This window comes from Rhodococcus aetherivorans (assembly GCF_025722975.1).
GTDB lineage: Bacteria > Actinomycetota > Actinomycetes > Mycobacteriales > Mycobacteriaceae > Rhodococcus > Rhodococcus aetherivorans.
This window is the reverse complement of sequence record NZ_CP106982.1, coordinates 813,573-835,535: the sequence shown is the minus strand read 5'-3', so window position 1 is coordinate 835,535 and position 21,963 is coordinate 813,573. Positions and strand designations below refer to the sequence as shown.

Annotated in this window: 25 protein-coding genes; 7 read left to right on the top strand and 18 right to left on the bottom strand. The window is 72.2% G+C overall.

What is annotated here, in order from left to right; genetic code table 11:
- Positions 1 to 90: 90 nt before the first annotated feature.
- From pcaH to OCS65_RS03900, 6 genes are read left to right on the top strand one after another with little or no spacing between them, the layout of a single operon-like run.
- The gene (gene pcaH, locus OCS65_RS03925) at positions 91 to 810 is read left to right on the top strand and encodes a protocatechuate 3,4-dioxygenase subunit beta (protein ID WP_029546483.1); all 720 of its coding nucleotides are present in this window, start codon (positions 91 to 93) and stop codon (positions 808 to 810) included.
- Positions 803 to 1,396 carry a protocatechuate 3,4-dioxygenase subunit alpha gene (gene pcaG, locus OCS65_RS03920; protein WP_029546484.1) on the top strand — a complete coding sequence of 198 codons (594 nt, stop codon included), beginning with the start codon at positions 803 to 805 and terminating at the stop codon, positions 1,394 to 1,396. Before pcaH ends, pcaG begins: the two co-directional genes overlap by 8 nt.
- Before the next feature lie 13 nt (positions 1,397 to 1,409).
- Complete coding sequence (locus OCS65_RS03915) at positions 1,410 to 2,762, top strand: lyase family protein (protein ID WP_168580233.1); 1,353 nt, start codon at positions 1,410 to 1,412, stop codon at positions 2,760 to 2,762.
- Positions 2,759 to 3,928, top strand: a complete 1,170-nt coding sequence (pcaDC, locus tag OCS65_RS03910; protein WP_263508854.1) for a bifunctional 3-oxoadipate enol-lactonase/4-carboxymuconolactone decarboxylase PcaDC — start codon at positions 2,759 to 2,761, stop codon at positions 3,926 to 3,928. The genes OCS65_RS03915 and pcaDC overlap by 4 nt, the downstream gene beginning before the upstream one ends.
- Positions 3,925 to 4,731 carry an IclR family transcriptional regulator gene (locus OCS65_RS03905; protein ID WP_050036044.1) on the top strand — a complete coding sequence of 269 codons (807 nt, stop codon included), beginning with the start codon at positions 3,925 to 3,927 and terminating at the stop codon, positions 4,729 to 4,731. The genes pcaDC and OCS65_RS03905 overlap by 4 nt, the downstream gene beginning before the upstream one ends.
- Positions 4,732 to 4,757: 26 nt before the next feature.
- Complete coding sequence (locus OCS65_RS03900) at positions 4,758 to 5,966, top strand: acetyl-CoA C-acetyltransferase (RefSeq protein ID WP_050036045.1); 1,209 nt, start codon at positions 4,758 to 4,760, stop codon at positions 5,964 to 5,966.
- Between the two features lie 54 nt (positions 5,967 to 6,020).
- Here the strand turns inward: OCS65_RS03900 and OCS65_RS03895 are convergent, their stop codons facing one another.
- The 17 genes from OCS65_RS03895 to OCS65_RS03815 form a co-directional block, all read right to left on the bottom strand.
- Complete coding sequence (locus OCS65_RS03895) at positions 6,021 to 7,310, bottom strand: MFS transporter (RefSeq protein ID WP_043802454.1); 1,290 nt, start codon at positions 7,308 to 7,310, stop codon at positions 6,021 to 6,023.
- A gap of 52 nt (positions 7,311 to 7,362) precedes the next feature.
- Entirely contained in the window at positions 7,363 to 7,767 is a 405-nt protein-coding gene (locus OCS65_RS03890) for a RidA family protein (protein WP_029546490.1), read from the bottom strand.
- On the bottom strand, positions 7,764 to 8,081 hold the full coding sequence (locus tag OCS65_RS03885) for a hypothetical protein (RefSeq protein ID WP_043802519.1): 318 nt from the start codon (positions 8,079 to 8,081) through the stop codon (positions 7,764 to 7,766). Before OCS65_RS03885 ends, OCS65_RS03890 begins: the two co-directional genes overlap by 4 nt.
- Before the next feature lie 11 nt (positions 8,082 to 8,092).
- Positions 8,093 to 9,190 (bottom strand): Rieske 2Fe-2S domain-containing protein, encoded by a 1,098-nt coding sequence (locus OCS65_RS03880; protein ID WP_029546492.1) that lies wholly within the window; start codon positions 9,188 to 9,190, stop codon positions 8,093 to 8,095.
- Between the two features lies 1 nt (position 9,191).
- Entirely contained in the window at positions 9,192 to 9,434 is a 243-nt protein-coding gene (locus OCS65_RS03875; protein WP_029546493.1) for a recombinase-like helix-turn-helix domain-containing protein, read from the bottom strand.
- Entirely contained in the window at positions 9,431 to 9,901 is a 471-nt protein-coding gene (locus tag OCS65_RS03870; RefSeq protein WP_050036047.1) for an alpha/beta fold hydrolase, read from the bottom strand. Before OCS65_RS03870 ends, OCS65_RS03875 begins: the two co-directional genes overlap by 4 nt.
- Positions 9,898 to 11,583, bottom strand: coding sequence for a thiamine pyrophosphate-binding protein (locus OCS65_RS03865; protein ID WP_251549841.1), 1,686 nt, complete (start codon positions 11,581 to 11,583; stop codon positions 9,898 to 9,900). The genes OCS65_RS03870 and OCS65_RS03865 overlap by 4 nt, the downstream gene beginning before the upstream one ends.
- A gap of 31 nt (positions 11,584 to 11,614) precedes the next feature.
- Positions 11,615 to 12,400, bottom strand: a complete 786-nt coding sequence (locus OCS65_RS03860; RefSeq protein ID WP_029546496.1) for an SDR family oxidoreductase — start codon at positions 12,398 to 12,400, stop codon at positions 11,615 to 11,617.
- Between the two features lie 40 nt (positions 12,401 to 12,440).
- Positions 12,441 to 13,178: an SDR family oxidoreductase gene (locus OCS65_RS03855; protein WP_029546497.1), complete on the bottom strand. Its 738-nt coding sequence runs from the start codon at positions 13,176 to 13,178 to the stop codon at positions 12,441 to 12,443.
- A complete protein-coding gene (locus tag OCS65_RS03850; protein WP_235431130.1) occupies positions 13,178 to 13,963 on the bottom strand; it encodes an alpha/beta fold hydrolase in 786 nt (261 codons plus the stop codon). The genes OCS65_RS03855 and OCS65_RS03850 overlap by 1 nt, the downstream gene beginning before the upstream one ends.
- Positions 13,960 to 14,961, bottom strand: a complete 1,002-nt coding sequence (locus OCS65_RS03845; RefSeq protein WP_263508848.1) for a VOC family protein — start codon at positions 14,959 to 14,961, stop codon at positions 13,960 to 13,962. The genes OCS65_RS03850 and OCS65_RS03845 overlap by 4 nt, the downstream gene beginning before the upstream one ends.
- Positions 14,962 to 14,978: 17 nt before the next feature.
- Positions 14,979 to 15,866: a PDR/VanB family oxidoreductase gene (locus tag OCS65_RS03840; protein WP_044476068.1), complete on the bottom strand. Its 888-nt coding sequence runs from the start codon at positions 15,864 to 15,866 to the stop codon at positions 14,979 to 14,981.
- Positions 15,867 to 15,974: 108 nt separating this feature from the next.
- Complete coding sequence (locus OCS65_RS03835; RefSeq protein ID WP_006938328.1) at positions 15,975 to 16,493, bottom strand: cupin domain-containing protein; 519 nt, start codon at positions 16,491 to 16,493, stop codon at positions 15,975 to 15,977.
- 29 nt (positions 16,494 to 16,522) lie between these two features.
- A complete protein-coding gene (locus OCS65_RS03830) occupies positions 16,523 to 16,894 on the bottom strand; it encodes a RidA family protein (RefSeq protein WP_006938326.1) in 372 nt (123 codons plus the stop codon).
- A complete protein-coding gene (locus OCS65_RS03825) occupies positions 16,891 to 18,453 on the bottom strand; it encodes an aldehyde dehydrogenase (RefSeq protein WP_044476066.1) in 1,563 nt (520 codons plus the stop codon). Before OCS65_RS03825 ends, OCS65_RS03830 begins: the two co-directional genes overlap by 4 nt.
- Before the next feature lie 256 nt (positions 18,454 to 18,709).
- Entirely contained in the window at positions 18,710 to 19,246 is a 537-nt protein-coding gene (locus OCS65_RS03820; protein WP_029546502.1) for a MarR family winged helix-turn-helix transcriptional regulator, read from the bottom strand.
- A 262-nt stretch (positions 19,247 to 19,508) separates the two neighbouring features.
- Entirely contained in the window at positions 19,509 to 20,492 is a 984-nt protein-coding gene (locus OCS65_RS03815; protein WP_263508845.1) for a helix-turn-helix transcriptional regulator, read from the bottom strand.
- A 90-nt stretch (positions 20,493 to 20,582) separates the two neighbouring features.
- On the opposite strand from OCS65_RS03815, the gene OCS65_RS03810 reads away from it, so the two are divergent.
- Complete coding sequence (locus OCS65_RS03810; protein WP_006938318.1) at positions 20,583 to 20,999, top strand: VOC family protein; 417 nt, start codon at positions 20,583 to 20,585, stop codon at positions 20,997 to 20,999.
- A gap of 85 nt (positions 21,000 to 21,084) precedes the next feature.
- On the opposite strand, the gene OCS65_RS03805 is transcribed toward OCS65_RS03810, so the two are convergent.
- The gene (locus OCS65_RS03805) at positions 21,085 to 21,837 is read right to left on the bottom strand and encodes an isocitrate lyase/PEP mutase family protein (protein WP_006938316.1); all 753 of its coding nucleotides are present in this window, start codon (positions 21,835 to 21,837) and stop codon (positions 21,085 to 21,087) included.
- Positions 21,838 to 21,963 lie beyond the last annotated feature (126 nt).

Below are 21,963 nucleotides of genomic sequence, written 5' to 3'. Positions count from 1 at the left end.
AATATTGATTCGGCCAGGACGACCCACTAGCCTCGTACGCATAGCGTCCTTCCGTCCATATCGCGAACACGCATCGAACACCGAGGTCCCATGCTTCACCTGCCGCCCCGCTTCGCCCGCCCCGACGGCGTGCACCCGCCGCTCGACTTCCCCGACTACCGGACCACAGCGCTGCGCCGCCCGGCGCAGCCGCTCACGCTCGTCCCACAGCGGCTCGGCGAGCTCACCGGGCCGGTCTTCGGCGAGGACCGCGTGCAGGAGGGGGACGCAGACCTGAGCATCGCCAACGGCGGCGAGGCCGCCGGCCAGCGCATCATCGTGCACGGCCGCGTCCTCGACGGCGACGGCAAGCCCGTCCCCCACGCGCTGCTCGAGGTGTGGCAGGCCAACGCCGCCGGCCGCTACCGGCACGTCGACGACAACTGGCCCGCCCCGCTGGACCCGTTCTTCAACGGCGTCGGCCGCTGCGTCACCGACGCGGCGGGCCGATACCGGTTCACCACCGTCAAGCCCGGGGCCTACCCCTGGCGCAACCACCACAACGCCTGGCGTCCCGCCCACATCCACTTCTCGTTGTTCGGCACGGCGTTCACGCAGCGGCTCGTCACCCAGATGTACTTCCCCGACGACCCGATGTTCTTCCAGGACCCCATCTACAACGCGGTGCCCGCCGAGGCGCGGCACCGGATGGTCAGCGTCTTCGACTACGACGCCACCGTCGACAACTGGGCCCTCGGCTTCCGCTTCGACATCGTCCTGCGCGGACGCGAGGCCACCCCCTTCGAGAACGAGGAGGACGACGATGAGTGAGTTCGCTCCTCGTTACCCCGTCACCCCGGGCGACCAGAGCACCGCCGCCTTCGGTCCCACACCGTCGCAGACCGTCGGTCCGTACTGGAAGATCGGCCTCGAGTGGGCCGACGGCGCGGACGTCGTCCCCGCCGACACCCCCGGCCGGATCACCGTGCGCATCACCGTGATCGACGGGAACCGCGAGCCGATCGCCGACGCCATGGTCGAGACCTGGCAGGCCGACGCCGAGGGCCGGTTCGGCGCCGAGGGCTTCCGCGGCTTCGCCCGCAGCGCCGCCGACGGCACCGGCACCGCCGCGATCCACACGATCAAGCCCGGCGCCCACGAGTCCGACACCGAGGCCGACGAGGCGCCGCACCTGAACGTCGGGATCTTCGCGCGCGGCATGCTCGACCGCCTCTGCACCCGCATGTACTTCCCGGAGGACCTCGCCGCGCACGCCTCCGACCCGGTGCTCACCGCACTACCGGAGTCGCAGCGGCACAAGCTGATCGCCGACAAGTCCGACGACGGCTACGCCTGGACCGTGTACGTTCAGGACCTCGATCCGAACGGTGTGGAGACGCCGTTCTTCGCGATCTAGACGGGAGCGTGCCTTGACCGTGCCGGCGCAGTCCGACAACACCCGCGGCGCCCTCTTCGACCCTGTGTTCGGGGCCGGCGACCTCGCAACGCTGCTGTCCGACCGGGCGTGGATCGCCGCCCTGCTCGACGTCGAGGTGGCGATCACGCGCGCCGCCGAGAAGCACGGTCGCGCCACCGCCGCCGACGTCACGGCCGTCGCCGCGGCGGCCGGGGAACTCACCCGCGAACTGGACCCGGCCGAACTGGGCCGGCTCTCCGCGGCCGGGGGCAATCCGGTGATCCCCCTGGTGAAGATCCTGCGGGAGCGCGCGCAGGCCCCTGCCGCCGCGGTGCACGTCGGGGCCACGAGCCAGGACGTCCTCGACACCGCGCTGATGTTGCTGGCGCACAAGGCCGGCCGGCTCGTCGTCGCCGAGTTGCGCGGCGCCGCCGAGGCGACGGCACGCCTGGCCCGCCGGCACCGTGACACCCCGATGGTCGCGCGCACCCTCGGGCAGCAGGCGCTGCCCACCACGTTCGGGGCCCTCGCCGCGACGTGGCTCGTCGCGCTCGACGACGCCACCGCCTCGCTCGACCGCGCCCTCGTCTCGCTGCCCGCCCAATACGGCGGCGCAGCAGGCACTCTCGCCGCAGTGCACCCGGACGGCCTCGCGTTCGCGGACACCCTGGCGGACCTGCTCGGGCTGGCCAGGCCCCTCGTGCCGTGGCACACCGCGCGTACCCCCGTGACCGGGCTCGCGGCCGCCCTGGGGATCGCCGCCGGCGCGGTCGCCAAGCCCGCCACCGACGTCGTCCTCATGGCCGCAACCGAACTCGGCGAGGTCAGCGAGGACGCGCCGGGCGGATCGTCGGCGATGCCGCACAAGCGCAATCCGGTCGCGGCGATCACCGCCCGGGCGGCCGCGCGGCGCGTGCCCGGCCTCGTCGCGACCGCCCTCGCGTCGACGGACCACGAGTTCGCCCGCGCCGCGGGCGCCTGGCATGCCGAGTGGGAGACGCTCACCGACCTGCTCCGGCTGACCGGCGGTGCGGCCCATCAGCTTTCGGTCAGCCTGACCGGGCTGCACGTCCACGCCGACGCGTTGACCCGCAACCTCGAACTCACCGGCGGGGCGATCCTCGCGGAGAAGGTCGCCGCGGCGCTGTCCGAGCACACCGGCTCGGCGCGCGAGATCGTCACCGCGGCGGCCCGCGCCGGCACTCCGCTCGACCGCGATCCCGGCATCGTCGAGCACCTCGGCGCCGACCGGGTCCGCGCCCTGCTCGACCCCACCCGCTACCTCGGCCACGCCGGCGACCTCGTCGACCGTGCCCTGGCCCACCACGACACCACCGCCGACCGGCCCCTTGGAGGACAGGCATGACCGTCACGCTCAACTACGAACAGCACGGCGACCCCACCGCTCCCCCGGTGGTGCTGCTCGGGTCGCTCGGCTCCGACCTGTCGATGTGGGCGCCGCAGATCACCGCGCTGTCCCCGATCGCCAACGTCGTCGCCGTCGACCACCGCGGGCACGGCAAGTCCCCCGTCGTCGCCGGTCCCTACACGATGGCCGATCTCGGCAGTGACGTCGTCGCGCTGCTCGACTCGCTCGGCCTCGGCTCGGTGCACTTCGTGGGCCTGTCGCTCGGCGGCGCCGTCGGCCAGTGGCTCGCCGCGCATCACCCCGAACGCGTCCGCACCCTGACCCTGCTGTGCACGTCCGCCGCCTTCGCCCCGGCCCAGCCGTGGCTCGACCGCGCCGCCACGGTCCGCGCCGACGGGCTGGCGTCCATCGCCGAGTCCATCGTCGGCCGCTGGTTCACCCCGGGCCTCGCCGAACGCGACCCCGACCTGGTCGCGCGGCACGTCGAGATGGTGGCGGGCACCAGCGACGAGGGCTACGCCGCGTGCTGTGAGGCGCTGGCCACGTGGGACGGGCGCCCCGACCTCGCCCGCATCGTCGCGCCGACCCTCGTCGTCGCCGGCGAGCAGGATCCGGCCACCCCGCCGGCCGTCATGGAGCAGATCGCCGACGGCATCGCCGGCGCCGCCTTCCACGTCGTCGACCCGGGCGCGCACCTGGCCAACGTCGAACAGGCGGGCCGGATCACCGCCCTGATCCGCGAGCACATCGCCCGCGTCATCCCGGCCGGCGCGCAGCGCACCGCCGCCTTCGAACAGGGCATGCGGGTGCGGCGCTCGGTGCTCGGCGACGCGCACGTCGACCGGGCGATGTCGGCGGCCACCGAGTTCACCGAGCCGTTCCAGGACTTCATCACCCGCACCGCGTGGGGCGACGTCTGGTCCCGGCCCGGACTGGACCATCACACCCGCCGGCTGCTGACGCTGGCGATCCTCACCGCCGTCGGCAACGAGCACGAACTCGACATGCACATCCGGGCGGCCCTGCGCGCCGGTCTCGACCCCGACGAGCTCGTGGAAGTATTCCTGCACACCGCGATCTACGCGGGAGTGCCGAACAGCAACCGGGCGTTCGCGCTCGGCAGGCAGGCGCTCGCAGACGGCGAGGGGAGCACCACACCATGACGATCACCGACGGCGACCCGATCGCGGCGACCGCAGCGTCGCCGGACTACGTGCAGTCGCTCGCGCGCGGACTGTCCGTCATCAAGGCGTTCGACGCCGAGCACCCCCGGCGCACCCTCAGCGAGGTGGCCAGGGCCACCGACCTGACCCGGGCCACCGCGCGACGGTTCCTGCTCACGCTGGTCGAGCTCGGATACGTACGTACGGACGGCTCCCAGTTCTGGCTGACCCCGCGCGTGCTCGAGCTCGGCTACAGCTACCTGTCGAGCCTGACGCTGCCGGAGGTGGCACGCCCGCACCTCGAGGCGCTGGCGAAGAACGTCCACGAGTCGACGTCGGTGTCGGTGCTCGACGGTGGCGACGTCGTCTACGTCGCGCGGGTTCCGGTCAGCCGCATCATGACCGTCTCCATCACCATCGGCACGCGCTTTCCCGCGCACGCCACCTCGATGGGGCGCGTCCTGCTCGCCGGGCTCTCCCCCGCCGAACTCGACGCCTACCTCGCCACCGCGACGCTCGAGCCGCTCACCTCCCGCACCCTGATCACGGCCGACGGGTTGCGCGCCGAGCTCGACCGGATCCGGCGCGACGGCTACTGCATCGTCGACCAGGAACTCGAGGAGGGGCTCCGCTCGCTGGCCGCGCCCATCCGCGACGCCTCCGGCGGCGTCGTCGCCGCCGTGAACATCTCCACCCAGGCCGCCCGCTACAGCCTCGACGCCGTGCGGAGCGAACTCGTGCCCGCCGTGATCGAGACGGCAGCGGCGATCTCGGCCGATCTCGCCCGGACCCAGAAGCACTGACCCCGAATATCGACAAGGAAACTGCCATGCGCGACGTAGTGATCTGCGAACCCCTCCGTACCCCCGTCGGCCGCTTCGGTGGCGTCCTGAAGGACGTCGCACCGGAAGACCTCGCCGCCACCGTGATCCGCGAGCTCGTCGCCCGCACCGGTATCTCCGGCTCCGACGTCGACGACGTGATCCTCGGCCAGGCCTCGCCCAACGGGGAAGCTCCCGCCCTCGGCCGCGTCGCCGCCCTCAACGCCGGTCTCGGCGTAGAGGTTCCGGGCCAGCAGGTCGACCGGCGCTGCGGCTCGGGCCTGCAGGCCGTCCTGCAGGCCGTCATGCAGGTCCAGTCCGGCGGCAGCGACCTGATCCTCGCGGGTGGTGCCGAGTCCATGAGCCAGGCCGAGTTCTACGCCACCGGCATGCGCTGGGGTGTCAAGGGTGAGGCCGTGGCCCTGTCCGATCGTCTGGCCCGCGCCCGGGTCACCGCCGGCGGCCGCGACTTCCCCGTGCCGGGCGGCATGATCGAAACGGCCGAGAACCTGCGCGCCGAGTTCGCCATCAGCCGCGCCGACCAGGACGCCCTGGCGGTCCAGTCGCACCAGCGCGCCGTGGCCGCGCAGAAGGACGGCGTGTTCGCGCAGGAGATCGTCCCGGTGGCCGTGCCCCAGCGCAAGGGTGATCCGCTCGTCGTCGACACCGACGAGCATCCGCGCGCCGACACCAGCGTCGAATCCCTCGCCAAGCTGCGCCCGATCCGCGGCAGGATCGACCCGGAGTCGACCGTCACCGCCGGCAACGCCAGCGGTCAGAACGACGGTGCCGCGCTGGCGATCGTCACCACCGCCGAGAAGGCCGCGCAGCTGGGCCTGCGCCCGCTGGCCCGGCTGGCGAGCTGGGCGGTGGCCGGGGTGCCGCCGCGCACCATGGGCATCGGCCCGGTCCCGGCCACGGAGAAGGCCCTCGGCCGCCTCGGCCTGAGCCTGGCGGACATGGACGTGATCGAGCTCAACGAGGCGTTCGCCGCGCAGACCCTCGCCGTGACCCGCAGCTGGGGCCTCGAGCCCGACGACGCGCGCCTGAACCCCCACGGGTCGGGCATCTCGCTCGGCCACCCCGTCGGCGCGACCGGCGGCCGCATCCTCGCCACCCTGCTGCGCGAGCTCGACCGCCGCGAGGGCCGCTACGGCCTCGAGACGATGTGCATCGGCGGCGGCCAGGGCCTGGCCGCGGTGTTCGAGAGGGCGTAAACGCCCGTGTGTCCTTCGGGCTGTTCCAGCAGCCCGAAGGACACACCGGCCGCGTCAGCGGCCTGCGGGCACGGCCGGCGGTGCCGACTTCGAGAGGGTCTTCGGAGCGGTGATCCAGCCGAGCACCGCGATGAGGACCAGGGCGGCCAGGACCGGAACGCACGCCACCAGCACGATGGTGCCGGTCGGGACGCCGAGGCCGATGAGCGCGCCGCCCACCACCGGGCCGACGACCGAGCCGAGCCGTCCCATGGACGCGGACCAGCCGACCGCGGTCGTCGCAGTCCCCTGCGGGTACATCGACACCGACAGCGCGGTCTGACCGATCATGCCGGCCTGGATGCCGAGACCCACGCCGCCGAACACGATCAGCAAGAGCACCTTGTCGGGACCGAGGAACGCGGACACGACGAGGAAGACGATCGCCAGCGACGTGGTGACCAGGAGCACCGACGACATCCGGAACCGCAGCGCACCGATCATGAGGACCGCCGCACCGACGATGCTGCCGACCCCGAGCGCGGCCGAGCCCAACGGTGCCAGCCCAGCCGAGAACCCGTAGCTCGTCAGCAGCGTCGGCAACCACGACGAGAAGACGTAGTACACGGTGAACATCAGGAACGAGAAGCCCCACAGCAGCAGCGTGCGGCTCCGCAGCCCCGGATCGAACAGGCGCGCGACGGACGCCTCGCGCACCGCCGACGCGGTCGCGGCGGCGGCCGGCGCGGGCTCGCCGACGGCGGCGCGTCCGTCGGGGAGGCCGATCCACAGCAGCGGCAACAGGACGGCCGAGGCCGCGGCGCCGACGAGGAACACCGATTCCCAGCCGAACGCGCCGATCAGGCGCGTGCCCAGCACCCCGGCGATCAGCGCACCGAGGGAGATGCCCATGGTGACGAACACGGCGATCGACTGCCGCAGCCGGGCGGGATTGAGGGCCGTCGCGTGGGAGACGGCCGCCGGCAGGACCGCACCGAGGCCGAGGCCGGTCAGCACGCGCAGGGCGGTGAGTTCGGTGATCGTCGACGCGAACGCGGTCAGCAGCGAGCCGACGGTGAACACCACCACCGCGGCCAGCACGACGCGCCGGGCGCCGAACCGTGCGACGATCCGGCCGCAGGCGAGGTAACCGAGTGCCACGCCGACGCTGGTCAGGGACAGTGCGGGGGTGAAGTGGGACGGGGCGACGTCCCAGTCCTTCGCGAGCGCCGGGACCGACAGGCCCAGGGCGATCGTGTCGTAACCGTCGAGGACGACGGCGACGAAGGTCAGGACGAGGACGGGCCAGTTCGGCGCTGCCTCGTCGGTTCGGGAAGTGGACGATGTGGTGTTGGGTCCGCGCATGGTGGCGTCCTCGGGTCGGTCGATGCCCTGCCAGGGGCGTCGAATCAGAAGGTTACGCGTCCGCCGTCGCGGCCGCCGAGATGATCCCCTGTGCTTCGACCTCGACGCTGAGGCCGTCCTCGACCAGGGCCGACACCGCGACCAGGGTCGAGCACGGGAAATCGCCGCGGAACATCTCGGCGCGGGCCCGCCCGACGGCGGCCTTGGCTCCGATGTCCGTGACGTAGATGCGCAGCGCGAGGATATCGTCGACCTGCGCGCCGCAGGCTTCCACCAGCGCGCGGGTGCGTCGGAACGCCTCCCGCGCCTGGCGGTAGACGTCGGCACCGCCGACGGGACCGTCGGGGGTGCCGGCGTGCATGCCGGAGACGAAGAAGTGCCGGCCGACGACGCGGGCGTTGCTGAACATGTCCGGCCGCGGCGGCTCCGGGACGGCCGGGTGTCCCACCCGGGTCATCGGAGCACCGCGCCGCGACGTTCGTCGGATTCGCGGGTCAGCCGCTCCCGCACCGGCACGAAGTCGTAAGTCGGGTAGCACTCGGTGCGGAACACGCCCCACGCGCGGCGCTCGAGTTCGACGTTGACGGCGGCCAGCCGATCGGCGGGCAGCCGCAAGGTCACGATCTGCCCGATCCCCATCGCGACCACCCACGAGACGACCTCGCACCCCTCGGGCGGGAACCCGTGCCACCAGTCCGCGTCGTCGAGCCGGCCCTGCAACTGTTCGAGGTTCCGGCTCTGATCGTGCCGCAGGACCACGGTGAGCATCATGGTCCCGCCGCTCACGCCGGCACTCCCGCGAGCACCGCCGCCTGCTGCTTCGCGTCGGCCCGGTAGATCCGGCGGATCCGGGAGACACCGAGGTCGTGCTGGTAGAGGTGTTCCTCGACGTCGGCATCCGCGGCCAGCGCCTCCAGGACGGCACGGTCCTGTTCGAGCACCTCCCAGTGCCGTTCCTCGAGCCGGGTCCGGTACAGGAAGCGCCACGCCTCCCGTTCCCAGCCCGACACCCGCCGGGTGCGCCAGTGGAAGATGGCGGAGTGGTCCCGGTCGATCGGGGTGCACATGCCCACGATGCCGAACACGCCGCCGGGACCGGCATTGGGGGCGTAGGGGATCTCGAGGTCCACGTAGTCCATGGATCCGCGCACGAACTCGACCCAGTCGAAGTTCACGCCGCGCTGGTCGGTCTTCTCGAAGAAGAACCCGCGGTCGGTCTCGCGGATCCGGAACCGCGCCGAGGTGTCGCCGCCGAACATCGAGTGCGAGTTGCGGTGCAGGAAGGCCCCGTGCATCGGGTCGAGCACGTTGTCCATGTAGAAGCGCCACGGCCCGGCCCACTCCGCGTAGTTGGGGAACCACGACACCTCCTCGTCCGCGAGCCGGTCCGGCAGGACGAACGGCGTCGGCACGGAGTCGTGGGTCAGGGGCACGAACGCGAAGATCGTGTCGGCGGCCTCGACCACCGACAGCGAGGCGGTCGCGCGTTTGCCCTCGAGCGCGCACCCGGGCATGCCGGGCACGGAGACGACGGTGCCGGTTCCGTCGACCTGCACGCCGTGGTACAGGCAGGCGACGCGGTCACCGAGATGCTGCCCCACCGACAGCGGGGCGCTGCGGTGCGGGCACCGGTCCTCGAGCATGTGGACCGCGCCCCGGGCGTCGCGGAACAGCAGCCAGTCCACGCCGAGGCGGGTGACCTTGACCATCGCGCCCGGTTCGACCATGCGCGACGGAAGGATCGGGTACCAGCGGTCGCGCAGGCCGGTCGCCGCGATCTCGTCGGCGTCCATCGGCCGGCGGGTGCCGACGGCGAACCGCGGTCCGGCCGGGCGCGGGGCGCCGCTGGTGGTGGTCTGTGCAGTCTCGAAGGTGGTCATGTCATCTCCCCAGTCGTCGCATTTCGGCGCGGAAGGTGTCCTCGGTCCAGGGCCGGCCGTCGGGGCCGTGCAGGCCCAGGCCGTTGAGTCCCTCGACGACACCGGGCAGGTCGTGGGTGCCGGTCCCGAAGATCTCCATGAGTGACCCGGCGAGCTTGTCCTCGTAGGGGGTCAGCGGATCGGGATGGGTCTGTCGTGGTTCCAGGTACGGTTCTGTGAATCGTGCCGTCGCAGTGCGGTTCACGCGAGAACTCCTTCGATGTGGGGGGTGGGGGCGGCGAGCCCGGACCGGTAGCGGGCGGCGAGTCCCTCGGCGATGGCGGCGAAGGCGCTCGCCCATTCCGTGAAGGACTCGGGCCGGGTGAGGTGGACGGGCGCCGGACATCCGTCGACGACGACGAAGACTCCGTTGTCGATCTCGCCCGCGAGCCGCTGCGGTACGGACAGATCGGTGTCGTCGCCGAGAGCGGAGGCCACCACCAGCGTGGGGACGGTGATCCGGCCGAGGAGGCCGGCGACGGCGTCGACGTCGCACGCGGGATCGGCCAGGATCAGGCTGCGCAGCAGGTCGCCGTGACGATCGGCCGCGCGCAGGGCGGGTTCGGCGTCGGCGCCCGCGGCGTACAGGTGCACCGCGCGGCCGTCGCGCAGCGCGGCGGCGGCCTGCCCGTCGGTCCACCAGGCCGCCTCGGCGCGAATCCGCGGGGTCATCGGGCACCTCCCGTCGGCACGTGCACCGGTGGCACGAACGGTCCGGGCTGCGGGTCGAGGGCGGTCACGTCGACCTCGACCAGCGCGGGCCGGCGCGTCGCGATCGCCTCCCCGAACGCGGACTCGAAGACGCCGGGCCGCTGCACGAGGGTGTACGGCATGCCCATCGAGGCGGCGAGCAGATCGAACCGCGGCGTGTGCAGGTCCACCCCGGACCGACTAAAACCGTTGGCCTCCTGCATGTTCCGGAGAACGCCGTAGCCGCCGTCGTTGAACACCAGCACGACGCACCAGGCGTCGGACCCGGCGAGCGAGGCGAGCTCGCCGAGGTGCACGGCCAGACCCCCGTCCCCGGCCATCACGACCGTCGGAACGTCCCGGCGGGCATGGGCCGCGCCGAGCCCCATGGCGAGGCCCTGCCCGATGCCGCCGCCGAGCGGGAAGATGTTGGTCTCGCGCTCGTAGAACGGCAGCAGGCGGTTGCCCCACTGGCTGGACGGGATCGTCACGTCGCGGGCGACCACCGACCGGCGGGGCAGCACGCGGCGCATGCCCTCGCAGATCTCGGCGTAGCCGCCGATGTATGCGGTGAGCGCGGCCCGGCTGCGCTTCCGCGCCGCCTGAACCCGGGCCGCCCACTCGTCGCGCCGGACGGTGCCGTCGAGCGCGTCGAGGATGCCACGCAGTGCCGTGCGGGCGTCGGCGACGATTCCGACCGTGGCCGGATACACCCGGCCGATCGCGGCGGGATCGATGTCGATCTGCACCTGCGTCGCAGGCAGCGTGAGGTGGTAGCTCTTGGTCTCGTTGGACCGGAAGTGGGTTCCGACGGCGAGCAGGACGTCGGCGTCGGCGAGGAGCCCGGCGACCTCGGGGGACGCCGCGAAGTTCCCGACGACGAGGTCGTCGTCCTCGGACACGATGCCCCGTCCGGAGTTGCTGGTGAGAATCCCCGCCCCGAGCCGGTGGGCGAGGGCGCGCAGTTCGTCGCCGGCGCCGGCGGCGCCCCCACCGAGCCACAGCAGGGGCCGCTCGGCGGAGGCGAGCACCGCGGCGGCGCGCTCCAGCGCAGCAGCATTGGGGGCCGGTGGCTGTGCGATCCGGGCCTCCGCCGCTCGCTGTTCGTCCGGCGACGCCAGATACTGCAGGTCGGTGGGCCATTCGACGCTGGCGGGTCCCTGCGGTGCCGACAGGATGCGGGCGATCGCGGCCTCGAGTTCCGCCTCGGCGTCCTTGGCGTCGGTGATCGTCGCCGCGTACCGGGAGACGGCGTCGAGCATCTGCCGTTGCCGGGGAAATTCGTGGATCACGCCGCGGCTCGACGCGGCCGGTTCGGGCGTGAGGTATTCGCTTTCGATCTGGCCGGTCACGTGCAGGACGCGGCTGCCGGCAGTGAGGGCCTCGATCATCGATCCGGCGGCGTTGCCGGCGCCGGTGCCGGTGCTCGTCAGCGCCACGCCGATGCGGCCCGAGGCGCGGGCGTACCCGTCCGCGGCGTTGACCGCGGCGGCCTCGTGCCGCACCTCGACGAAGTTCAGGTCGCGGGCGACGGCCTCGACGAGGGGAAGGTTGTGGATGCTGACGACGCCGAACGCGGTGTCGATGCCGTGCCGGCGCATGACCGACACGAGGACGTCGCCGCCGGTGGCGCGCCGACCCGGCGCGGATGAGGGGGTGTCCATGTTTCCTCCGATGCAGATGACCACTGGCGGGTCAGACGTAGCGCCCGACACCGCCGCCGACGTCGACGGTCGCGCCGGTCACGTAGCTGTTGCGGGGTGAGAGCAGGGTGGTGACGGGGAAGGCGACCTCGTCCGCGATTCCGAAGCGGCCCAGTCCGATCCCGCGGTCGGCGGCGATCTCGGCGCTCCACTCGTCGAAGGCGCGGCCGTCGCCGGATTCGGCGTGGCGGCGCTGCCACTGACCGGTGTCGACGAGGCCGAGCAGCACGGAGTTGACGCGGATGCCGTCGGGTGCGAGTTCCCCGGACAGGGACTGCGCCAGGTTGAGCAGTCCGGCACGGGCCGCCGAGGTGACGGCGAGCCGCAACTCGGGTTGCCGCGCGAGGATCGCGTTGACGATCACCACGGAGGCCGCATCGGACTTCGCGAGCGCCGGCCGTGCCGCGCGGATCAGATGCAGCGCGCCGAAGATCTTGAGTTCGAACTCGTCCCGGATCTGCTCGTCGGTGGTGTCGGTGAGCGTCGACATCAGCGAGCGCCCGGCGTTGCACACCACCCCGTCGATCCCCCCGAACCGGTCGACGACCGCATCGGCGAAGGCCTGCACGGAGTTCCGGTCGGTGACGTCGCACGCGACGGTGAGGACATCGGCCGGGTCGGCCGCCAACGTGCCGGCGGCGGCGCGCAGGCGGTCGAGGTCCCGCGCGCACAGTGCCACTCGGGCGCCTTCGGCGGCGAGCATCCGGGCGGTGGCGAGGCCGACACCGGAACTCGCGCCGGTGACGATCACCGTGCGTCCGGTGAGGTGCAGGTCCATGGGATCTCCGTGGGGTTCGGGTGCTCGCCGGGCGAGCAGGTCAGTTCAGGACGAATCCGCCGTCGACGACGACGGTCTGGCCGGTGACGAAGGCGGCGTCCTCCGACAGGAGGAACCGGACGACCCCGGCGACGTCCTCGGGGGTCTGGTCACGCGGGAGGGCGCGGCCCTGCGCGTAGGTGGCATAGCGGGCGGCGGGAACGGATTCGGTGGCCTCGACCCGGACGAGCCCGGGGGCCACGGCGTTGACCCGCACCCCGTGCGGGCCGGCGTCCCGGGCCATCGAACGGGTCATCGCGACGACGGCGCCCTTGGAGGCGACGTAGTGGATCAGCCGGGGCGATCCGTAGAAGGCCACGTCGGACGCCATGTTCACGATCGCGCCCCGGTTGGCGGCGAGCAGCGGCCACAGGTGCTTGGTCACCATCCAGGTGCCGCGCACGTTGACCGAGGTGATGCGGTCGAATTCGCTCTCGGACAGTTCCCAGAACGCGTCCCCGCCGACGCCGTCGGCGATGGCCGCGTTGTTGACCAGGCCCGTCAGCGGCCCCTCGTCCGCCAGTCGCGACGCGAGAGCACGCACGGAGCCGGCATCCGCGATGTCCGTGACCACCGCGATCGCGTCGCCGCCGCGTTCGCGCAGGGCACGGGCGGCGCCCTCGGCGGTGTCCGCGTTGCGCTCGGCGATCACCACCCGGCGTCCGTCGGCACACAACCGCTCGGCGATGCAGTAGCCGAGGCCGCGGCCGGCCCCGGTCACCACGACGGTTCCGCTCATCACGCGGCTCCTTCCCAGAATCGGACGAGTTCGCAGGCGACCGTGCGGGGCTGCTCCTGGATCGCCGCGTGACCCGCATCGGCGACGACGACGAGCCGTGCCCCGGGGATCGCGTCCGCCAGGAGCTGCGATTCGGCGACGCCGGTGACGACGTCGTGGTCGCCGACGAGGACCAGGGTGGGGACGGTCAGGGTGGGCAGGATGGGCCCGTGGTCGGTGGTCGCCATGGCTTCCGCGGCCGCCGCGTATCCGGCGAGGCGCACGGCGGCCATGTCGGCGGCGACGCGTGAGCGGACGGCGCCGGGCGCTCCGGGCGCCGTGAGTTTCGGTGCCCGCTCCGCCGCGAACCGGTCGGCGCCGGCCTCGCGCAGGGCGCGGACACGGTCGCGCATGGCGGCGGCGCGTTCGGGCGACGTGCCCGAGCCCCGGGTGCTGTCGGCGAGGACGAGCGTGCGCACCCGGTCGGGCCGGCGCCGCGCGACCTCGAGTGCGACGACTCCGCCCCACGACGTGCCCACCAGGTGCACGGGCCGGACCGGGTCGATGTCGTCGAGGACGTCCAGGACGTCCGTCGCGTGGTCGTGCCGGACGTCGACCGGGTCGGCGGAGCGGCCGTACCCCGCGGCGTCGAGCCGGTACGTCGCGTGTCCGCGGGCGGCGAGTTCCGCCGCGAGCGGTGCACACGAGTTCGCGTTGCCGCCGATGCCGTGCAGCAGGAGCACCGGCTCCCCCGTCCCGAACCGCTCGACGTGCAGGTGCCCGGTCACCGCGGCGTCCGCGGTCACGACGGCGCTCCGGCCGCGACGCCGGCCCCGTAGAAGTAGTCGGCGTCGCGGGCCTCGACGCGGTCGCGGTGACCCGGGTCGGGGCTGCCAGCCATGGCGGCGCGCACGGTCGTGGTGGGTGGCCCGGCCGTCCCCCACTGGTCGGACAGTTCCGGTGTGCGCTTCCACGTGCGGCACAGCCAGGCGTCCTCGTCGATCTGGGCGACCTCGGAGGTGTACTCGCACACCAGGCCCGCGGGGTCGGTGAAGTAGGAGAAGGTGTTGTCGCCGGGGCCGTGCCGGCCCGGGCCCCACTGCGGCGCGATGCCGTGCGCCCGGAGCCCGCCGATGCCGCGCATGAAGTGATCGAGGCTCTGCATCTCGTACGCCACATGGTTGAGCGAGGGCCACGACGCCTGGTTGAGCGCAATGACGTGGTGGTCGGAGTTGCAGCGGAGGAAGGACATCTGCCGTTCCGACCAGTCGGAGACCCGCATGCCGAGCACCTGCGTGTAGAAGGCGGTGGTGCGTTCGATGTCGGTCGTGTTGAGCACGACGTGGGCGATCTTGCGGGGGATGGCCCGGCGGCCGGCCGGTTCCTGCTCGGTCACCGCGTGGGTGTCGGCCGACAACTCGAGGCACCGCCCCTCCGGATCGACCAGTTGCAGGCCGTAGCCGCCCCCGGCGTCGTCGAGCGGGCCCGGCGTGCGCAGCAGCGGGATGCCGAGCCGGTCGAGGGCCAGTGCGGCGTCGTCGACCTCGCGGGGGGTGGCGAGGGCGAAGCTGATGCGTCCCAGCGCGTTGACGTCGGCCCGTTCGACCGCGAGCACGTGGTGCTCGGGTCCGGTGGCGCGCAGCCAGAATCGGTCGCCGTCGGCATCGACGGTCGTCAGTCCCCAGGCCTCGTGGTAGAAGTCCCGCGACGCGGCGGGGTCCGGCACCGAGAGGGTCACCGAGCGCAGGGCGCGCAGCCGGCAGACGGGCGAGTCGCTGTAGCGCGGAAGTTGGTGGTGGTACATGCGTTCCGGTTCCCTTCTCACAGATCCAGTACGAGTTCGGCGGAGCGGCAACGGGACACGCACGGGAACATCGTCGATCCGGCGGCGTGTTCGGACTCGGTGAGCAGGAAGTCGCGGTGGTCCACGTCGCCCTTGATCACCCCGACCTCGCACGTCCCGCAGATGCCTTCGGTGCACGAGCTGGGTACGGGCACACCGGCGGCGGCGAGGGCGTCGAGCACCGACACGGTCGGCGGCACCGGGATGCGGCGGCCGGTGCTCTCGACGATCACGTCGAAGGCGGTGTCCTCCCCCTGGTGCGGCGCCGGTTCCGGGGCCGCGAACCGTTCGGTGCGTACCTGACCGGGGTCCGGGACGGTCGCGGCCACCGCGTCCATGAGGGGGGCGGGGCCACAGCAGTAGACGACGGCGGTCGGCGGCAGGCCGGACAGCAGCCCGGCGAGGTCCGGCAGGCCCCCGGCCTCGTCGTCGGCGTGGACGGTCACCTGCTCGGCGGGATGGGCGGCGATCTCGTCGACGAACGCCATGGCCCGCCGGGAGCGTCCGGCGTAGAGCAGGCGCCACGGCCGTCCCGTCGCCCGCAGCTCCCGCATCATCGCGACGATCGGGGTGATGCCGATGCCGCCGGCCACGAGGACGTGGTCGGTCGCGGCGGCGTCGAGGGCGAAGGCGCTGCGCGGTCCGTCGACGTCGATCTCCGCGCCGATCTGCAGCGACTCGTGCACGTAGGCGCTGCCCCCGCGGGAGCGCTCGGCGCGCAGCACGGCGACCGTCCAGCGCGTGGTGTCCCGCGGATCCGAGCACAGCGAGTACTCGCGCACCACACCGTTCGGCAGGTGCAGGGCGAGATGCGCGCCCGGCTGCCACTGCGGCAACGGCGCACCGGTCGGATCGACGAACGTCACGCTGGTGACTCCGTCTGCCTCCCAGGTCTTCTGGTGGACGCGGAGGCGACGTCGGACGGACTGCTCCATCGGTGATCTCCCTGTCGGTGGAGGGTCTTCTCGGCGGCGTCAGCGGGTGACGCCGTACATCTCCGAGCTCGGCGGGTAGGTGGGCAGCTGCGGCTTCGCGGCGCCGATGATCACGCAGAACAGGGCGTCGGTGTCGCCCACGTTCGCGAGGCTGCGCGGCACGCCGGCGGGAACGCGGATCATGTCGCGGTAGCCGAGCCGGCGGACGGCCTTCCGGGTGCCGTCCTCGACGTCGTGGACCGCGACCTCGAGCTCACCCTCGAGCACGAAGAACACCTCTTCGACGTCGTGGTGGGTGTGCTCGGGGCCGACCGCACCGGCGGGCAGCCGCATGTTGGACAGGGTGAAGTGCTCGGCGGGCAGCGTGCGGGCGTCGCCCTCGTGGTTGCCGGTGGCACCGGAGCCGATGTAGCGGATCTGGGCACGCTTGAAGCGATCTCCGCCCTTGGCGGCCTGGAAGCCGAGGGTGTCCCAGTCCTCGTAGCGGCTGTCGCGGCTTGCGATGCAGGAGTCGATGAGGGCTTCGAGGTCGACGGTGGTCTTCTCGGGTGCGGCCATGACGGTGGGTCCTTTCGTGCGGTGGGGGTTCAGGCGCGATGCGCGACGGCTTCGATCTCGACGGTGGCGCCGTAGGGCAGGGCGGCGACCTCGACGAACGAGCGGGCGGGCCGGGGCTCGGCGAAGACCTTCTCGTAGTGGCGGTTCGCCTCGTCGCGGAGCGTCACGTCGGTCACGAAGTACGTGGTCTTGACGACGTCGGCCAGGGTCATGCCGATGGTCGCGAGGCGCTCGCCGAGGCGGGCGATCGCGGCGTCGAGGGCGGGGGTCGTACCGTCGACGGCGATTCCGTGCTCGTCGACCGACAGGGCGCCGGAGACGAACCCGAAGCCGGCGACGGCGTAGGCGGGGCTGTACGGGTGGGCGGTGCGGTCGTGGGTCGCGGTAATCGAATCGGTCACCGGGAAAAGTCCTTTCGGGTTTCTGTCGGGTCGGGGGTGGCCCAGGCGATCGGTTCGCCGGACAGGTCGAGGTAGATGCTCTTCTGATCGCAGTACTGGCGGATGCCCTCGCGTCCCTTCTCGGTGCCGAGACCGCTGTCGCCGAGACCGGTGAAGGGCGTCGAGATGCTGAACTGCTTGTAGGTGTTGATCCAGACGGTGCCCGCCTTCACCGCGCCGGCCACGCGCCACGCCCGCCGGTAGTCGGAGGTCCAGATGCCGCAGGCCAACCCGTATACCGAGTCGTTCGCCTGCGCGATCAGGTCCTCCTCGTCGTCGAAGGGCAGCACGACGGCCACCGGACCGAAGACCTCCTCGCGGCAGATCGTCGCGGCGTTGTCGGCTCCGGTGAGCACCGTGGGCGGGTAGTACGCGCCGGACGAGAGCCGTTCGTCGGCCGGGATCGCGCCCCCGCACAACGCCCGGGCCCCGGCGGCGACGGCGTCGTCGACCATCGCGGCCACCCGGTCCCGGTGCGCGAAGGTGACCATCGGAGCCACCCGGGTGCGCGGGTCCGTGCCGGGGCCGAGACGCAGGGCCGCTGCGCGCCGGACGAGTTCGCCGGTGAAGGTCTCGGCGATGCTGCGGTGGACGAAGATCCGGGATCCGGCGATGCAGCTCTGCCCGGACGAGGAGAAGACGCCGTAGAGGACGCCGGCGAGGGCCTGTTCGAGATCGGCGTCCTCGAACACGATCGTCGGGGACTTACCGCCGAGTTCGAGCGTGATCGGCATGAGCTTGTCGGCGGCGAGATGCGCGAGGTGACGGCCGGTTTCGGTGCCGCCGGTGAAGGTGACCTTGGCGACGTCCGGGTGCCGGACCAGCGCCTCGCCGACGGTGCGCCCGGATCCCGGCAGGACCGAGAGCACCCCCGCGGGCAGCCCGGCCGCCTCGCAGATGCGGGCGAGACGCAGCGTCACCCACGGCGCCCACACCGGCGGCTTGCTCACGACGGCGTTGCCGGCGGCGAGGGCCGGGGCGATCTTCTGGGCGTCGGACGCGATCGGTGAGTTCCACGGCGTGATCGCGGCGACGACGCCCATCGGCTGGTACGTCGACATGGTCAACCACGGCCCCCGGGGCGTGGTCAGTGCGGAGTCCATCGTCTCGAGTGCGGCCGCGGTGTAACGAAACGTGTTGGCGGCGCTGGCAACCAGGGCCCGGGTCTCGGTCAGTGTCTTGCCGGTGTCGAGGGTCTGGAGCCGTGCCACCCGTTCGGCCTCGTCGTCGAGGGCGTTGCCGACGCGGTGCAGGACCCGTGCACGCTCGTGCGGGAGCAGTGCCGACCACCCGCCGCGGGCGGCGCGCAGACCTTCGGTGACGGCCCGGTCGACGTCGTCGACGGTCGCGGTGTGCAGGCTCGCGAAGACCCGGCCGGTGGCGGGGTCGACGGACTCGATGCACTCACCGAGTCCACGCTGCCATCGGCCGGCGACGAGGATCTCGTCGACCGTGTCGACGGACTCGGGCTCGTGCTCGGCGGGTCCCACCTGGAGAGGGGACGCGTAAGCAATGGGCATGAGGGAGGTCCGTTCGGTCGGGACGGACGCGGACCACGCTGCTCGCGGAGCCGGAGGGTGGTGCGCGCCGAGTCGATATCTTTGCACTAAGAGATTTGTATCGTCTTAGCGCAAAGAGGTCAATAGCAGAATGCCCAGATCAGCCGCTCGTTACGCCGGATTTACGGGGCCGAAACGGAGGAGACGCAGGTCACAGCGGTGTGGCGGGCGCCATAGAGATCCCGAAATTTTTCTCGGCGGACGCCCGACTGCGGCGTCAGACCGGCCGATCGGCGTCCGAGTCCACGCCCACACCGGTGCCCGAGTCCTCGAACTCGGCCGCTCGGGCGGAGTGCTCCAGACGGGCGAGCAGGCGCGCCAGCGTCTCGCGCTCGCCGGTGTCGAGGTCGCCGAGCATCGCGCGCAACTTGGCGAAGTGCGCGTCGGCGACCGAGTCGACGAGCGCGGCACCGGCGGGTGTGAGCTCGACATACACCACCCGGGCGTCCTGACTGTCCTTCGATCGGGTCACCAGGCCCGCCTGCTCGAGCCGATTGACGCGCAGCGACAGCCCGCCGGTGGTGACCAGCGTCTGGTCGGCCAGCTCCCCCGCGGTGAGCCGATGATGCGGCACGGCGCGGCGCAGGCAGGCGAGAACGTCGAACCCCGAATCGTTGATCCCGTGCTCCTCGAACGTGGGCGCGATGCGGGACTTGTAGACGAGGAAGCTCCGGTGGAGACGACCGAACACCTTCAGCCCCGACACGTCGAGTTCGGGACGGGCCACGGCCCAATGCGCGACGATGGCGTCCACGGCGTCGCGATCCCCAGGCTCTCCCACAATGCCGGGAGTCTACCCCCGGCACGACCGGGATCCCGTCCGGCCACGCACGGCGGGCCGCGCCGTGCGGGCGCGACGGAGGGGACGCCGTACGAATCGCCGCCGTTCGCCGGCCACGTCACTTCTTCTCGCACAAGCCGATTCGACCCGCCGATCGTCCATGTCACCGAATACCCGCACGGCACGCCGGATCCTCGCCACCACGGGAGACCTGCACCTCTTCCGCGAGCCGGATCTACCGGCAGTCCCGTTCCGGTGCCGCACCGGTGCTTTCCGGATCGCGGTAGCGGCCGGTGAGCTCCGCGCCGATCCGCGCGAGTTCCGCCCGGACGGAAGGCGGTTCGGTCACCTCGATCATCGCGCCCCAGCCGGCGAGAGTGCGAGCGATGTCCAGCGGCGTCGGTGCGGCGACGCGGACCCGGACGCGCCCGTCGCCGAGTTCGCCGGCGGCGTGGCAGTGCCGGCCGAAGTGGTCGCGCAGGATCGGCACGAACCGGGCCGCGAGCAGGACGGTCGCCCAGGTACGTGACCGCCGCTGCTCGACCTCGCCGACGACCTGCCGCCACGCGGCGTCGAGCGCGAAGCCGTCCGGGCGCGCGGCCGGTTCGTCGGTCGGTTCGGCCCGGACGATCCGATCGACGCGAAAGGTGCGCTGGCCGCGATCGGTCCCCGCGATCAGGTACCAGATGTCGTCCTTGTCGACGAGACCCCACGGGTCCACCAGCCGCTCACTACGCTCGCGCGCGCTGTCGGTGTAGACGAGGCGCACTCTCCGTCGCCGCACGACGGCGGCCTGCAGAACATCGACCGTCTCGGGCCGGTGCCGGTCTCGCGCGCCCCACCGGGTGGGATCGATCATCGTGGCGTCCGCAGCGGCCTCGGCGTCGGCCCGGAACGTCGACGGCAGCGCCCGCACCAGCTTGCGCAGGGCGGTCTTGACCTCACCGGAGACGGCCGCCGCGGGGCCGACGAGCAGGAACAGTGCCTGCGCCTCGGCGGTCGAGAGCCCGCTGAGGTCGGTGCGGGCGCCGCCGACGAGCGACCACCCACCGCCGCGTCCGGGCTGCGGATACACCGGGATCCCCGCCGCGGACAGCGCCTCGAGGTCGCGGCGAGCAGTGGCCACGGACACCTCGAGTTCGGCGGCGAGCTCGGCGGCGGTCACCCGCCCACGGCTCTGCAGGAGCAGCAGGACGGCGACGAGACGGTCGGCGCGCATCCCCGAAATGTCTCACGAAAAGTGCTCGGAAGGTGAGCGCTTTCGCCCGCAGGATGGATGTCGACACCCCCCCGAGGAAAGGAACGAGCCATGTTGCGAGGACTCTCCACCGTCAGCTTCTTCGCCGACGACCTGACGGCCGCCGGTGCCTGGTACACCGAACTGCTCGGCGTCGAGCCGTACTTCCGACGCTCCGTCGAGGGCAGGCTTGCATACCTCGAGTTCCGCACCGGCGACTACGGGCACGAACTCGGGATCGTCGACGGCCGGTTCGTCGCCCACGAGCGCCCCGGGCAGCCCGGCCCCGCGACGACCTACTGGCACGTCGACGATCCCGCGGCCGCCCTCGAGCGGCTCGAATCGATGGGTGCGACGGTGCACGACAAGCCGGTCGAGCACGGCCCCGGATTCGTCACCGCCTCGGTGGTCGACCCGTTCGGCAACGTGCTCGGCGTGATGTACAACCAGCACTACCTGGACGTGCTGGCGGCGCGGACGGAGCCGTGACGGACGATCGTCGGCGGTCGCCGAGCGGTGCGGAGTGGGACGTCGGCGGAGTCACCCGGCCGGCGAACGCGCGCTGCGCGATCGTTCAGCGCCACCGCCCCAGCAGCTCACCCGCCCGCTCGGCCAGGGTGGCCTGCAGCAGCGGCCCGAAGCTGATCCGGGCGACGCCGAGGGCAGCGAGCGACGCGAGATCGTTCTTCGCCGGGTGGGCGATCGCATTGACCGGCAACGGCAGCTCCGACGTCAGGCGCCGCTGGACCTCGTCGCTGTGGAAGCCCACCGGATAGAGCACATCGGCGCCGGCATCTGCGGCCAGCTTCAGGCGGTCGATCGCCCGGTCCACCCGGTCGGACTCGGCACCGATCTTCTTGACGAACAGGTCGGTGCGGGCGTTGACCACCAGGTGCACACCGGCGGCGTCTGCGGCGGCACGCAACCCGGCCACGTACTCGGCGTGCTCGGCCGGCTCGCGCAGCCGGCCGCCCTCACTGTGCACGGTGTCCTCGACGTTCAATCCGACAGCGCCCGCCCCGAGCAGCCCCTCGACGATCCGAGCGGGGGCCTCGCCGTAACCGGCCTCCACATCCACCGAGATCGGGACGTCGACCGCTGCGGTGACCTGCCGGACCCGGGTCAGCAGCTCCTCGAACGTCATACCCTCGTTGTCCGGCTTGCCGACCGAGTCGGCCACCGGATGGCTGCCCATCGTCAACGCGGCGAAACCGGCCTGCACCGCCAGGTTCGCCGACCAGGCATCCCACACGGTCGGCAGCACCACCGGGTCACCCGGAACGTGCAGAGACTTCAGCGCTACGGCCTTCTCGGCAAGAGTCGTCATGCCGCATCCAACCACACACGTCTCCCGGCATTCCCGGCGAACGCACTGCACCCGGGTGCGGATGCGCGGCAGAGGCCGGGGCAGGGGGCAGGGGCAGCGAGAAGACCGGGCCCCGTGCCGTTCGCA

What these genes read in the sequence shown, in the direction of transcription:
- OCS65_RS03885 (WP_043802519.1), bottom strand. Translation starts at nt 8,081, where the DNA reads ATGATGCTCACCGTGGTCCTGCGGCACGATCAGAGCCGGAACCTCGAA.
- pcaG (WP_029546484.1), top strand. Translation starts at nt 803, where the DNA reads ATGAGTGAGTTCGCTCCTCGTTACCCCGTCACCCCGGGCGACCAGAGC.
- OCS65_RS03905 (WP_050036044.1), top strand. Translation starts at nt 3,925, where the DNA reads ATGACGATCACCGACGGCGACCCGATCGCGGCGACCGCAGCGTCGCCG.
- pcaH (WP_029546483.1), top strand. Translation starts at nt 91, where the DNA reads ATGCTTCACCTGCCGCCCCGCTTCGCCCGCCCCGACGGCGTGCACCCG.
- OCS65_RS03815 (WP_263508845.1), bottom strand. Translation starts at nt 20,492, where the DNA reads ATGCGCGCCGACCGTCTCGTCGCCGTCCTGCTGCTCCTGCAGAGCCGT.
- OCS65_RS03810 (WP_006938318.1), top strand. Translation starts at nt 20,583, where the DNA reads ATGTTGCGAGGACTCTCCACCGTCAGCTTCTTCGCCGACGACCTGACG.
- OCS65_RS03895 (WP_043802454.1), bottom strand. Translation starts at nt 7,310, where the DNA reads ATGCGCGGACCCAACACCACATCGTCCACTTCCCGAACCGACGAGGCA.
- pcaDC (WP_263508854.1), top strand. Translation starts at nt 2,759, where the DNA reads ATGACCGTCACGCTCAACTACGAACAGCACGGCGACCCCACCGCTCCC.
- OCS65_RS03805 (WP_006938316.1), bottom strand. Translation starts at nt 21,837, where the DNA reads ATGACGACTCTTGCCGAGAAGGCCGTAGCGCTGAAGTCTCTGCACGTT.
- OCS65_RS03855 (WP_029546497.1), bottom strand. Translation starts at nt 13,178, where the DNA reads ATGAGCGGAACCGTCGTGGTGACCGGGGCCGGCCGCGGCCTCGGCTAC.
- OCS65_RS03865 (WP_251549841.1), bottom strand. Translation starts at nt 11,583, where the DNA reads ATGGACACCCCCTCATCCGCGCCGGGTCGGCGCGCCACCGGCGGCGAC.
- OCS65_RS03845 (WP_263508848.1), bottom strand. Translation starts at nt 14,961, where the DNA reads ATGTACCACCACCAACTTCCGCGCTACAGCGACTCGCCCGTCTGCCGG.
- OCS65_RS03900 (WP_050036045.1), top strand. Translation starts at nt 4,758, where the DNA reads ATGCGCGACGTAGTGATCTGCGAACCCCTCCGTACCCCCGTCGGCCGC.
- OCS65_RS03880 (WP_029546492.1), bottom strand. Translation starts at nt 9,190, where the DNA reads ATGACCACCTTCGAGACTGCACAGACCACCACCAGCGGCGCCCCGCGC.
- OCS65_RS03825 (WP_044476066.1), bottom strand. Translation starts at nt 18,453, where the DNA reads ATGCCCATTGCTTACGCGTCCCCTCTCCAGGTGGGACCCGCCGAGCAC.
- OCS65_RS03835 (WP_006938328.1), bottom strand. Translation starts at nt 16,493, where the DNA reads ATGGCCGCACCCGAGAAGACCACCGTCGACCTCGAAGCCCTCATCGAC.
- OCS65_RS03890 (WP_029546490.1), bottom strand. Translation starts at nt 7,767, where the DNA reads ATGACCCGGGTGGGACACCCGGCCGTCCCGGAGCCGCCGCGGCCGGAC.
- OCS65_RS03860 (WP_029546496.1), bottom strand. Translation starts at nt 12,400, where the DNA reads ATGGACCTGCACCTCACCGGACGCACGGTGATCGTCACCGGCGCGAGT.
- OCS65_RS03870 (WP_050036047.1), bottom strand. Translation starts at nt 9,901, where the DNA reads ATGACCCCGCGGATTCGCGCCGAGGCGGCCTGGTGGACCGACGGGCAG.